The 12,145-nt window shown below is 61.9% G+C and carries 11 protein-coding genes; 8 read left to right on the top strand and 3 right to left on the bottom strand.

Going from position 1 to position 12,145, the window contains the following annotated elements:
* Positions 1 to 70: 70 nt before the first annotated feature.
* Entirely contained in the window at positions 71 to 880 is an 810-nt protein-coding gene (locus tag FJ426_RS00355) for an IclR family transcriptional regulator (protein WP_140500977.1), read from the bottom strand.
* Between the two features lie 211 nt (positions 881 to 1,091).
* Here FJ426_RS00355 and FJ426_RS00350 point away from each other — a divergent pair, with 211 nt between their 5' ends.
* The 6 genes from FJ426_RS00350 (at position 1,092) to FJ426_RS00325 (ending at position 7,480) form a co-directional block, all read left to right on the top strand.
* Complete coding sequence (locus FJ426_RS00350; RefSeq protein WP_140558623.1) at positions 1,092 to 1,382, top strand: DUF1330 domain-containing protein; 291 nt, start codon at positions 1,092 to 1,094, stop codon at positions 1,380 to 1,382.
* A gap of 213 nt (positions 1,383 to 1,595) precedes the next feature.
* Entirely contained in the window at positions 1,596 to 2,141 is a 546-nt protein-coding gene (locus FJ426_RS00345) for a TRAP transporter small permease (RefSeq protein ID WP_181165438.1), read from the top strand.
* On the top strand, positions 2,138 to 3,415 hold the full coding sequence (locus FJ426_RS00340; RefSeq protein WP_140560829.1) for a TRAP transporter large permease subunit: 1,278 nt from the start codon (positions 2,138 to 2,140) through the stop codon (positions 3,413 to 3,415). Before FJ426_RS00345 ends, FJ426_RS00340 begins: the two co-directional genes overlap by 4 nt.
* Before the next feature lie 465 nt (positions 3,416 to 3,880).
* Positions 3,881 to 5,941: a type II secretion system secretin GspD gene (gene gspD / locus FJ426_RS00335; protein ID WP_181172769.1), complete on the top strand. Its 2,061-nt coding sequence runs from the start codon at positions 3,881 to 3,883 to the stop codon at positions 5,939 to 5,941.
* On the top strand, positions 5,938 to 6,498 hold the full coding sequence (locus FJ426_RS00330; protein WP_140558618.1) for a prepilin peptidase: 561 nt from the start codon (positions 5,938 to 5,940) through the stop codon (positions 6,496 to 6,498). Before gspD ends, FJ426_RS00330 begins: the two co-directional genes overlap by 4 nt.
* Before the next feature lie 103 nt (positions 6,499 to 6,601).
* Complete coding sequence (locus tag FJ426_RS00325; protein ID WP_181171668.1) at positions 6,602 to 7,480, top strand: type II secretion system protein GspK; 879 nt, start codon at positions 6,602 to 6,604, stop codon at positions 7,478 to 7,480.
* 85 nt (positions 7,481 to 7,565) lie between these two features.
* On the opposite strand, the gene FJ426_RS00320 is transcribed toward FJ426_RS00325, so the two are convergent.
* The gene (locus tag FJ426_RS00320) at positions 7,566 to 8,312 is read right to left on the bottom strand and encodes an SDR family oxidoreductase (protein ID WP_140500991.1); all 747 of its coding nucleotides are present in this window, start codon (positions 8,310 to 8,312) and stop codon (positions 7,566 to 7,568) included.
* Between the two features lie 40 nt (positions 8,313 to 8,352).
* Positions 8,353 to 9,480, bottom strand: a complete 1,128-nt coding sequence (locus FJ426_RS00315; RefSeq protein ID WP_181167624.1) for an iron-containing alcohol dehydrogenase — start codon at positions 9,478 to 9,480, stop codon at positions 8,353 to 8,355.
* Positions 9,481 to 9,951: 471 nt separating this feature from the next.
* On the opposite strand from FJ426_RS00315, the gene FJ426_RS00310 reads away from it, so the two are divergent.
* Both FJ426_RS00310 and FJ426_RS00305 read left to right on the top strand, forming a co-directional pair.
* Positions 9,952 to 10,896 carry a 2-hydroxyacid dehydrogenase gene (locus FJ426_RS00310; RefSeq protein WP_246675450.1) on the top strand — a complete coding sequence of 315 codons (945 nt, stop codon included), beginning with the start codon at positions 9,952 to 9,954 and terminating at the stop codon, positions 10,894 to 10,896.
* Positions 10,897 to 11,158: 262 nt separating this feature from the next.
* Entirely contained in the window at positions 11,159 to 12,130 is a 972-nt protein-coding gene (locus tag FJ426_RS00305; protein WP_140500993.1) for a cupin domain-containing protein, read from the top strand.
* The last annotated feature ends 15 nt before the right edge of the window (positions 12,131 to 12,145 follow it).

The following is a 12,145-nucleotide window of genomic DNA, read 5'->3' as shown; positions in this document are numbered from 1 at the left end:
CGTCGAATGATAGCGATGCCGTTAAAGCGGCACGTCGATGGTGGCGATGGACGCGGTGGCGCGCCCGGCGCTACACCATCCTGGACAATTCGCCACTGATCTGTTTCGCCGTTTGACGCACCAGCCTTGCGCAGAGCTCGTGGCGCCGAGCGTCGTGCCGGTACACCGGCATGCTGATGCTGACCGCTCCGATCGGTTCCCCCGAACGATTGAAGATCGGGCTGCCGAGACAGCGGATATCCGGTTCGTTCTCCTCGTCATCGAACGCGAACCCTTGCTCGCGCGTCCGCTTCAACTCATCGAACAGCGCTTCGGGTGTCGTGAACGTCTTGGCGGTATGGCGTCTCAGATCCAGGCTCTTGATGACTTCCAACAGCCGCTGGTCTGGCAGACCAGACAGCCACGCCTTACCCACGGATGTCGAGTGAAGTTCAACCTGGCCGCCAATGCTGGTTTTCATCTGAACCCTGCTGGAGCCCACCAACTTGTCTATGTAGACCATCCGGTTATTGCTAGGCACCGCAAGGTGAACCGCCTCATCGGTTGCGTCGCGGAGCGAAACCAGAAAATCCCTAGCGATCGTCCGCAAGTCGGAGTCCTCCCAGGTCTTGGCAGCAAGCTGGAGGAGGCGCGGCCCCAAGCGGAACGTTCCACCCTCTCCCGATTGTGTGATGAGTCCCTCCGCCGTGAGCGCCGAAACGAGACGGTAGACCGTCCCCCGGGGAAATGGCGCGCACTTTGTCAGTTGGGCAATGTCCAAGGTTCCAGGGGCATCCGCGATGATCTGCAGCACCGTGATGAACTTCGAGAACGAGGCCGCTCCCTGCACGTGAGTAGAAGCTCTCTCATCGGCTTCGTCCTGGAGCTCACTTAGGCCCATGGCGCATCTCCTTGCAAGCTTGACAACGAAACATGGTGGTACTACACGCTTTTGGACAAGCTGTCCATATTGTAGTCAGCGTCGTAGTTTCGGTTCTAGCCGTGTGATCGAGGAGGATCAACGGCAAACGCACTTGTGGCGAATTTGAATGCATCGGGACGTCCGTATCTTCCGCGAGAGGGTATGGGAATTTCTGTGGGAGAGGAAGCAGATGACCAAAAAAGGATACTGGGTTGCAATGGTCGATATCGCGGACCATGAGGGCTATAAAGAATACATTGCCTTGAACAAGGCAGCGTTCGACAAATACGGGGCGTCCTTCGTCGTTCGCGCGGGAACGAGCCAGGTCATGGAGGGCCCTCACGCGAACCGCCTGGCGGTCATCGAGTTCAAGGACTACGAGACCGCTCTCGCCTGCTACAACTCTCCAGAGTATCAGACGGCGATCAAGGCCCGCGAGAAGCATGCCAAGGCACATCTGGCCGTGGTGGAAGGTGTCTGACACCGGAAGCTCGCCCGGGACCTCCTACTGGTTGGAGGGATCGTTGGCTTTACCCCTGCGCTGTTCGACCGGATGAGCAGGACAGGCCTTCATCACGCGATTGGGTGTTTCTACCCCATCAGCATGCTGGAGGCTCCCTGCTCACGGTCTGCGGATTCTCGTCAGAGTGCCGCAAGGATCGATGCATGCGCGCACAACCTCTTGGGAGCAGTTATGACCACGCCGTTACAGTGGCTTTTCAAGGCTTTTGACGTCTTCGTCGTCGTCGGCATGGCCGTCATCAGCATCCTAATCTTTACAAATGTCGTGCTACGCTACGGCTTCAGCTCAGGCATTCCGTTTGCCGTTGAAGTCTCCCGTGTGGTTCTCGTCTGGATCATCTTTATGGGATCCGTGGTGGCCCTAGCCAAGGGCGCGCATCTCGGCGTCGACTCATTGGTGGTCCGGTTGCCTCGCAGGGCGCGCTTCGTCTGCTTTCTTGTTTCATACGGCCTGATGCTCTGGTGCTGCTGGCTCCTGGCACAAGGCAGCTGGTCACTCACCGTGATCGAATGGGGCAACGTCCAAGCACTGTCGGGAATTCCCGTCGGGGCCATCTACGCCGCGGGTATCACCGCTGCCATCATGATGGCTCTGATCCTCCTTCTTGATCTGTGGCGCTCGCTGCGCGGCATCCTGCCCGCCCCATGGTCGGGAGCAGAGATCGATGTGCCGCCACCGGCCGTGTCCCCCGCGCTAGTTTCGGAGAAAACACCGTGAGCGGCTTGGTCTTCATAGGTTCACTCCTCGGTGCAATGGGCATCGGGATTCCCATTGCCTTCGCTCTGATGCTGTCGGGGGTTGCGATGATGCTGCTGATGGGAAATCTGGATGCTCAGATCCTCGCGCAACGGCTGGTCAATGGCGCGGACAGTTATCCGCTGATGGCGATCCCGTTCTTTCTCATTGCTGGCGAGCTCATGAACGCCGGCGGCCTCTCCCGCCGCATCGTGAACGTGGCCCTGGCGCTCTTCGGTCACATACGTGGCGGCCTCGGTTACGTGGTCATCGGCACGGGCTTGCTGATGGCCAGCCTCTCCGGATCGGCAATCGCGGATACGGCGACGCTTGCCGTCATGCTGATCCCTCTTATGCGCGATGCGGGCTACAGCATGAGTCGCGCCTCGGGCTTGATGGCGGCGACGGGCATCATTGCCCCCGTGATCCCGCCCTCTGTCGGATTCATCATCCTGGGCGTCACCGCAAACATTTCCATCGTCGGCTTATTCCTCGCCGGAATCGTGCCAGGGATCCTGATGGGGCTGAGCCTAGTGGTGACTTGGTGGATCGTCTCCAGAAAGGAAACGTCGGCGGTCCAGCCCAAACTCCCGCGCAGGGACATCCCGAAAGCCATTCTGACCGCCGGTTGGGCGTTGATGCTGCCGGTGATTATCCTGGTCGGACTGCGGTTCGGCATCTTCACCCCCACGGAGGCCGGCGTCGTTGCAGCCTTCTATGCACTGTTCGTGGGGCTGGTTGTTTATCGGGAGCTGACGCCGCGGCTGCTCTTTGACGCGCTGCTCGACGCCGGTCGAATGACGGCAGTAATCATGCTGCTGGTGGCAGCCTCCGTGGTCACCGGCTTCATGATGACGATCGCCAGTCTGCCCGCCCAGCTCGTTACTCTCCTCAGTCCTTTCATCGATATGCCGATCCTGCTGATGGCCATGATCGTTCTGGCGATCTTTGTCATCGGCATGGTGCTCGATTTCGCACCTTCGATCACCATACTGGTACCCATCCTCATGCCGCTCGTAACGGCGGCCGGGATCGACCCGATCTATTTTGGGGTCATGTTCATCATGACCGCCGCGGTCGGCATGATTACGCCCCCTGTCGGAACTGTCCTCAACACGGTGTGCGGAATCAGCAAAGTTTCAATGGGGTCGGCCCTGAGAGGTGTGTGGCCTTTCCTTCTGGCCGAGATGGTCCTCATCGTGCTGCTGGTTCTGTTCCCGGCATTGGTGACCGTGCCAGCGGGCTGGTTCCATTGAGAATCCCAACCGTGGAGGAGTTAGGCTGAACATTCGACGATGGCTTTGCCGCCCATGCGAGCAGGGCCTCAACGACGACGTCGGCGGGGCCCTGACGCGGGAGGAGTTGCAGCCGCTGGCGCAGGCCAATGTCGAATCGCGGCATAAGTTCGAGTTCTTCACCTACCTCGGGCTGACCGAGGTCGACGAGGTGTACGGTGTCCAAGCGGGAAGCAGAAAGCGTGCCCTGTGGTTTTCAAGCGTCATAGAACGGTACTTTCCCGAGGCGGCGGGCGTAGGCTTGGGTTGGGTGTGTAGGTGAGGGTAGGTCGGCAAGGCAGCGCTCCAAATGCCTGTTCCGTGTGGGTTCGCAGAGGCGCGGCGGCCTGCGTCCTGGCGGTAGTGGCCGCGTGTACCTCCACTGGTGATTATCTTGGAGACGTTGCCGCGCGGCCGGATGCCCTGGACAAGGTCGCGAACGCAGATTTGAGTGCGCGCAAGCCTTCCGGCGGCGGTTTTCTGTCGAGGCTCGGCTTCGGCCGCACGCAGAACAACCGGCAGGGTGAAGTATACTACGGATACCAACAGCAGCTGACTGCCGGCGAGCGCAAGTCGCTCGAGCGGCTGAGCGGCGAAAAGTTCGAGGTCAACCTCGAGGGGGCCGAGATCAAGGTCGCGGCCCGCACGGTGCTGGGCGAGGTGCTGGGGATCAGCTACTCGCTCGACCCCAGAATCGCGGGCAAGGTATCGATCACGACGTCGAAGCCTACGCCGGCCGCGGAAATCCTCACCATGTTCGAGTCCGCGCTGCACAGCAGCGGCGTGGCCATGATGCGCGAAAGCGACCGTCTGCGGCTGATACCTGCGAACGAAGCGTTCGGAGCCGCCCAACTCGATCCGGGCACCACCATCCAGCCTGGCTACGCCGTCACGGTGTTTCCCCTGAAAAACGTTTCCGCCAGCACGATCCTGCCGCTGCTCGAAAACTTCGTCGCCCGTCCCGGCATGGTGCGCGAGGATCCCAGCCGCAACGCGTTGATCTTCCAGGGGACGGCGGCGGAGCGGACTGCGGCGATCGAAGCAGCGCGCTCTTTCGACCAGGACTGGCTGGCCGACCAGTCAGTTGGCATTTTCCCTGTCAACAATTCCAGCGCCGCCACCATGATGCCCGAGCTGACCCGCGTGCTCGACATCGGGGAGGGCGGTCGCGGACGCAACACGATCAGGGTCGAGCCGATCGAGCGCAGCAATGCGATTCTGGTGGTGGCGAAGACGCGCAACCAGTTGCAGCGCGCGGCGAGCTGGATCGAGCGGCTCGACCGGATCGACGCGTCTGCCTCCAATTTGCGGGTGTACAAGGTCCAGCACCTGGAGCCACGGCGCCTTGCATCGATGGTCAACGAAATATTCAACGGCGCCCCGGCATCGTCGGCTTCGGAAGACCCGGCCTCGCAGTTTCCGCCCGGCTCGCAGGCCGACGGCCAGAATCAGGGCGCAAACGGTTCGCAGGCGGCCACTGCGACGCCGGATCAGCGCATGGCGGATAGCCTGCCGGCCCCCGCTGGCGAAACCGACCAGCCTATCCCGGGCGGTGGTGGGTCGCAAAGCGGCGTGCGCATCGCCGCGAACCCGGAAAACAACACCATTCTCATCTACGGGCGGCCCGACCAGCAACGGCTGATCGAACAGGCGATCACCGCACTCGACAGGCCGCAAGAGCAGGTCGCTATCGAAGCGACGATAGCCGAGGTCACCCTGACCAACGAGCTGCGCTATGGCGTGCAGTTCTTCCTGAAATCCAATGATATCGGCGTGGGCGGCAACCACGGATCGGTCGGTCTGTTCCAGGAAGCCAGCAAGGCCGTGCTGTCGCGAACGCTTCCGGGCTTCAACCTGCTGCTTGGCCCCGACACCGAGCCGCGCGTTGTCATCGATGCGCTGCGCGGCGTTACCGAGGTCAAGGTGCTTTCCTCGCCCTCGGTGGTGGTGCTCGACAACAAACCCGCCTTGCTGCAGGTCGGTGATGAAATACCGATCGTCACCCGCACCGCGCAGTCCGTCACCGATCCCGAAGCGCCGGTCGTCAACAACGTCGAGTTCCGCGATACCGGCGTGATCCTGAAGGTTCTGCCCCGGATCACCGGGAACGGCACGATCAGCCTCGTCATCGAACAGGAGATCAGCTCGGTCCAGCGCAGCCAGGCCCAGTCCCTGACGCCGACCATATCGCAACGAAAGGTCAGCTCGACCGTATCGGTCACCAGCGGCCAGACCGTGATGCTCGGCGGACTGATCAGCGAACGCCAGCAGCGCGGCCGCGACGGTGTGCCGGTGCTTGGCGATCTGCCCGTCATCGGCGACGCCTTCCGGAGCAACCAGAACTCCGCGACGCGGACGGAGCTGATCATCCTGATCCGGCCTCAGGTCATGAAGGACGGCATGGATGCGCAACATGTGGCGGAGGAGATGCGGTCGCAATTGCGGCTGATGAACGAGCCATCCAGAAACGTGCCGCTGCGGCGGCCGGCCAAGACGATGATCGAATGAAGATTCTGAGGGCGCGGCGTCGGTCTACCGCCGCCGTCGCAGTCGCGCTCGCCGCCGCTACCGTGCCCGCTGTCATCGGAAGCCCCGCATTCGTCGTCGCGTCGACGCTTGCGCTATGCCTTCTGGCCGCGGCAATCGCGGTCCATGATCTTGCGTCTTTGCTCATTCCTGACCGCTACACGGCCGGCATCTTGGTCGTCGCGCTCGCCGACTGGTGGTTTGAGGCGAGCGATTTCGCCGCGCTGGCCTGGCGCATCGGGCCGGGGGGCGTCCTGATGCTCCTGCTGTGTCTGTTCGACGTCACGTATGGGAGGCTGCGCGGCCGCGACGGCATAGGCTTCGGCGACATCAAGCTGATCGGTGTATCCACCGTCTTGGCCGGGCTGGCCGGCGTCGGCGCCCAGATCCTACTTGCTTCGGTCGCGGCTTTCATCTTCAGCATCATCCGCGCGGTTCGCTTGCGCCGCCCGCTCCGTGCCGCGGCGCGCGTTCCGTTCGGAACGTTCCTCGCGCCGGCACTGGTCATCATCTGGGCGTGGCTGCCCGCCGCATGGTGATCACATTGCTTGAGCCGGGGAGCGAAGTCTTGATTTCGACGCGATCGTGGCGTCACCTTTCGTGGCGAAGCATGGGGCCGAAATGGGTCTTGCGGCAGTGGGCATGAGCTCGGCAACGAGCCGGCGGGGTGCAATCCTCGTCAGCGTCCTGTGGATCATGATTTTTCTGGGATTCCTTGCCGTCATACTTCGCGCGCAGATGACCGGGGTCGTGGCCAGTGTGCGCGTCACGGAGGACAAGGCGTCGGCGCGCATTCTGGCTGAAGCCGGGCTGTCGCAGGCCGCGGCCGAGATCCGCGCCGGCCCGCCCGACGGTGTAGTCGCGCTGAGCGATCAGATATCGTCCACGATCACCCTGCCGGCCGGGGTCGCTTCCATCTCTGCGAGAAATGAAGCGTTGCGGATCGATCTCAACACCGCCGAGCGGCCGCTGATCGTTGGCGCGTTGCGAGCCGCCGGCGCCGCTCCCGGAACCGCGGAGGATCTGGCGACAAAGATCATCGGCCACCGCGCCCGGCCGACTCCGGCGAACGGACAGCCGGCCGGTTCCGCTCCGCAGCAGGCTGGAAACGACACAAAGCTGTTTCAGACGGTCTCCGAATTGGCCGCCTTCCCGGGAATAACGCCCGATATGGCCATCGCCATCGAACCCTATGTCACCGTCTCCTCCGGCTTGGCCGGCGTTCGCCTGGAAGCGCTCGATGATGGACTGCTGGGCGATATTCCTGGCCTGCCGCCGTCGGTGCGAAAGGCGATCAAGGATTTCCACGCCGGCCGTCTGTCGCGCGAGCAACTCGATCAGTCGCTGGCGGGGGTGACCTTCAACACGCTGAAACCGGCACCGAGCTGGCGCGTCGATCTCAGGACGACCCTGCGGTCCGGCTACAGCGAATCTTTCGAGGCATTGATACTTGTATCGAACGCGGACGAGGCACCTTACAGAGTGCTTGACTGGCGTCGCGCGGCAATTGAGCTGGAATGAATGCCCGTGGATGGGGCGCGACCGGTCTCAGCAGGAGTGCCAGGCCAGCCTGGCACTCCCAGCGGAATATCCCGACCGCGGAGCATCAGAGCCCCCCGGACACCGTGATCAGGGTGCCTGTCATGAACCCCGCGCCAGGAGACGCAAGCATCAGGGCCGCGCGCGCGATGTCTTCAGGCTCCGCGATGCGCCCCATGGGGGTTGCCGCCGCAATCCTGGCTGGTCGCTCGGGGTTTCCGCCTTGTGTGTGTATCCGCGTGTTGGTGGTCCCGACACGTATGGCATTCACACGGATGCCCTCCGGCGCCAGTTCTTTCCCCGCGCCGATGGAGATGGATTCCACTGCACCCTTGCTTGCGGCATAATGCACATATTCGTTCGGGCTGCCGAGGAAGGCGGCGAGCGAAGACATGTTGATAATCGTCCCGCCTCTGCCGCCCTTGCGGTTGGACATGCGTTTCGCGGCTTCCTGTATACAGTACATGACGGCGAAGACGTTGGTCCTGAAGGTGTTTTCCAGCACCGCGGGCTGCAACTCATCGATTCTGCAGGCTTTCCCAATGATCCCGGCATTATTGACCAGGCAGGTCACTCGCCCCAGTGCATCGTCGCAGGCACTGAACAGGGCCTCGATGTCCTCCCTCTTGCCCACGTCTCCCTGTACCGCGATGGCGCGGGCGCCTGCGGCCTTGCAGTGCTCAACGACTTCGGATGCAGCGGCAGCGTCCGAAAGATAGTTTATGCAAACATCGTAGCCTTCAACGGCGAACAGCCGCGCCGTTGCGGCACCGATGCCGTGGCTTGCGCCCGTTACGATCACGATCGGTCTCACGGAATTACCTCCTCGCTCCTCCTTTGAGGACATTCGCAGCCTAGAAAACGGTCTCAAGGATCGCGGCGTAGTCTTCCTTGGTCAGCGAACGTGGATTTGTGGGATGGCTGTGGTCTGCAATGGCTCGCTCACACACCCAATCGATGACGTGCCGGGGAACCCCCAGTTCGGACAATCTGGGCGTAATGCCAAGACTACGGTTCAACCCGTCCAGTGCATCTGCGAGCGTTGTATGTTCAAGTCCCGCCAGGCGCTCGAGGTAGTCGACCTTCTGAGCCACGGCTTCAACTTCCACGTTCCACCGAAGGACGGTCGGCATCAGGATGGCGTTGAGCGTCCCATGATGGAGCTTAGCCTCCTTGAGACCGCCCAATGCATGGCTAAGCGCATGGACGGCGCCAAGCCCCTTCTGAAACGTCATGCCCCCTTCGAGGGCACCCATCATGAGTTCGGTCCGCGCCTCCGCGTTCGCGCCGTCTGCGTAAGCGACAGGCAAAGCCTTCCAGATCCGTTGGAAGCCGTCGGTGGCAATTGCCTCGGCAGGCGGATTATAGCGGGGGGAAAGGTACGTCTCGATACAATGCGACAGTGCGTCGAGCCCTGTCGAGGCCGTCAGAGCCGGGGGGAGCCCCATCGTCAACCCCGGGTCACAGATCGCCCTGCGCGGGATGAGGTGCGGGCTGATAAATCCGAGCTTCCGGCCGTCATCCAGTGTGATCAGTGCCGCGCGTCCAACTTCGGACCCCGTACCCGCCGTTGTCGGGATGGCCACAAGCGGCGCTACCGCGCCGGTGATGCGTGCCAGCCCGCCCAGGATCGCTGCATAACGCTCAAGTTCACCATCGTGCGTGGCAAGCAGCGCCACGCCCTTTGCCAGGTCGATCGGAGAGCCTCCGCCAATCGCCACTACCCCATCGCAGCCGCCTTGCCTGTATAGCGCGAGACCGGCAGCAACTGCGCTCTCAGTCGGGTTGGAGGGAACGTCCAGGAAGATCGGCGCTGTTCTCAGGAACTCGAATACCGGACGCTCAAGCAAACCAGCGGATTTGATGCCGTGATCGCTGATCACCAAAGGGCGGGACACGCCGAGTTCGCCCAAAATTTCTGCCAGTGACTCGGCCGCTCCAAGCCCGAAATTGATATTTGTAAGGTAGTTTATGTTGTTCACGCTGCCACTCTCCTTGACATTCCGCACATGCATCGCTGCAGCCACCGCCTGGCATTCGGCACATTCGTGCAGCCGGTGAATGCGAACGCGCGACCTTTTTGGAATCGCTTCGTCCATAATATGGACAATATGCCCAAGCATTGGGTGGAACTGCACACTTGTCAAGCTCCCCCTTTTGGTTGCGGCGTTCCCGCCGCCTTGACAAAGAGGTCGCGGCCCCCTATCAAAGTTTTGGGCAGGTTGACCACATTATGGTCACATCGATGGCGACCTTGGAGGACGTGGTACAGGAACCGCTGACATGCCGATTGCGCTGGAGAAACTGGCCAGCCGCCGCGAACTCGAAGCCAAAATCAAGTCCGCGGCTCACTATCGGCGCATTGCGCAATCCAAAGGCCTCCCGTGCGAAAACCCTGATTCACCTGCGGCCATTCGTGCCGGCAGTGACACCCCGAACCGGAAGGAAAGCCTTTGTCGAAACCCGCCGCCACCGTGTTGATACCAGGCTGGATGCACGAGCATGCCCGCTGCATGCTCGGAACGCATTTCAGCCTGGTCGAAACCCCTGACTGTGACATTCACGCCCGTTTGTCCCCGGAGGTGCGGGCGTCAATTCGTGGCGTGGCCTGTCGCGCCAGAATCGATCGGCAGTTCATAGACGCCCTTCCCAACCTTGAGATCATCGCCAGCTACGGCGTTGGCTACGACGCGGTGGATGCTGCCTACGCACGAAGCAAGAATATCGTCGTCACGAACACCCCTGATGTCCTGAACGAGGAGGTCGCCGATCTCACGTTGGGGCTCCTTATCAGCGTCGTGCGTGAGATACCCAGGGCGGCAGCCTTCGTTCGCGGGGGCCACTGGAAAGCATCGGACTACCCGCTTAGCCGTCTGACACTGCGGAACCGCAGGGTCGGCATCTACGGAATGGGGCGGATCGGTCGCTGCATCGCCCGACGAGTTGAAGCGTTTGGGCTTCCTGTTGCCTATCACAGCCGGCGCCCGGCGGAGGGGGTCGCGTATGATTACTTTCCTTCACTGCTGGAACTTGCCAGTGCCGTCGATGTGCTCATCTCCATCGTGCCGGGCGACCCGTCGACCGCAAACAGCGTGAATGCCGAGGTGCTGTCCGCCCTCGGGCCCGAGGGCGTGTTCATCAATGTAGGCCGCGGAACCGTCGTGGACGAGGATGCACTGATCGGCGCCCTGCGCACAGGAGCCATTGCGGCGGCCGGCCTCGACGTGCTCGCGGATGAACCCAATGTCTCCGAAGACCTGCTGGCGCTCGATAACCTGACGATCCTGCCGCATATCGGGTCCGCGTCGGTCAGTACGCGCACCGCAATGGCGGACCTCGTGGCCCAGAACGTGATCGCCTGGTTCCAGACTGGAGCGGCGATCACACCCGTACCCTAGACAGCCTCCGATCAGCCGCCGAGGCCTCCTGCACTGTCAGCGGACGTTATGATCCATGCACGTTAACCCAACAGGCAAGCATCCGATCGACAGGCCCTGAAGCGCCGCGGTGAGGCGTTGACAACCCATTAATAGTCTGCCCAATATGCATTGTTGGACATCGCGTCCACATTGTGGATTTTTCTGATCGGTCGATGCTTGGGGTTTCGGTCAGATTCGCGGTGTCACCATCGGTCAAGCAGAAAACGGAGGAGTGACTCTCATGAACCTATGGAAAGGCGGATTGGCCGTGGTGGCCGCGCTGGCGATCGGGGCGGTATCGTCCACCGCGGCGCTCGCACAGACGGTGTTCACCTGGACGCCAAAGCCGGTGGCGCTGGCACCATACAAGGCCCCGAACAAGCCACACACGACGATAGCCGACGTGCGCGCCAAGATTTCTCCCGCCAATCAGTCCAAGACTTGGCACCAGGAGATCGTCAGCGACGCGCACCTGCGGGCTTCATGGGTTCAGTTGGCGGTCGGTGATCAGTCGCCGGCCATGTTCATATCGGATACCCGCGCGGCCTTCATTGTCTGGGAAGGTTCGGTCGAGTTCACGATCGGGAGCGAGGCGCCGTTTACGGCCACCAAAGGCTTTATGGTCCAGGTTCCCGCGCGTACGCAGTTCCAGATGAAGAACGTCGGCGCGGTGCCGTCCTTGCACTTCGAGGTCTTCACCGCGGACGCCAAGATCACTTACCCGCAGGCGGCGGCAACCTTGCCTAAGCCGCAGCCGGGGATGACCTGGGCGTTGACGCGACAGGATCCGGGTGCAGAAGCCCTTGGGACAGGCAATTCTACTTTCAGGGATTTCCTTGCTTCGCCCTCGGGCGGCGCGTTCGTAACCGCCCCTGGCTTGTTCGTTAACGCCATCCGCGGCCAGGCGTTCAACTGCAATATGCAGTCCCCCACGGCGCTCGGACACAGGCACATCAACTATGGTGAATTCTGGTTCATCATGGAAGGTCAGATCCAATACAACCTCGAAGGCCTGCCGGGCTTCGTCTCGGAGGCCGGCGACATTGTCTATGTCCCGGCCGGCCGGTGGCACTCGGCGGCGAACTATTGTCCGGGGAGTGACACGCGGATTGCCATCAATCCCTTCCCGACCGGTACGCATAACTGGCCGCCGACTGCCAGCCAGCCCAACCCACCGATGCCCCCGATCTCGGGCAAGGGATGGCTTGATTGATGTTGCCGGTGGCCC

The organism is Mesorhizobium sp. B2-6-4, from assembly GCF_006441495.1.
Lineage (GTDB): Bacteria > Pseudomonadota > Alphaproteobacteria > Rhizobiales > Rhizobiaceae > Mesorhizobium.
The sequence above is the reverse complement of the archived record's forward strand: the minus strand, read 5'-3'. Positions and strand labels throughout refer to the sequence as shown.

What these genes read in the sequence shown, in the direction of transcription:
- FJ426_RS00305 (WP_140500993.1), top strand. Translation starts at nt 11,159, where the DNA reads ATGAACCTATGGAAAGGCGGATTGGCCGTGGTGGCCGCGCTGGCGATC.
- FJ426_RS00355 (WP_140500977.1), bottom strand. Translation starts at nt 880, where the DNA reads ATGGGCCTAAGTGAGCTCCAGGACGAAGCCGATGAGAGAGCTTCTACT.
- FJ426_RS00345 (WP_181165438.1), top strand. Translation starts at nt 1,596, where the DNA reads ATGACCACGCCGTTACAGTGGCTTTTCAAGGCTTTTGACGTCTTCGTC.
- FJ426_RS00325 (WP_181171668.1), top strand. Translation starts at nt 6,602, where the DNA reads ATGAGCTCGGCAACGAGCCGGCGGGGTGCAATCCTCGTCAGCGTCCTG.
- FJ426_RS00350 (WP_140558623.1), top strand. Translation starts at nt 1,092, where the DNA reads ATGACCAAAAAAGGATACTGGGTTGCAATGGTCGATATCGCGGACCAT.
- FJ426_RS00330 (WP_140558618.1), top strand. Translation starts at nt 5,938, where the DNA reads ATGAAGATTCTGAGGGCGCGGCGTCGGTCTACCGCCGCCGTCGCAGTC.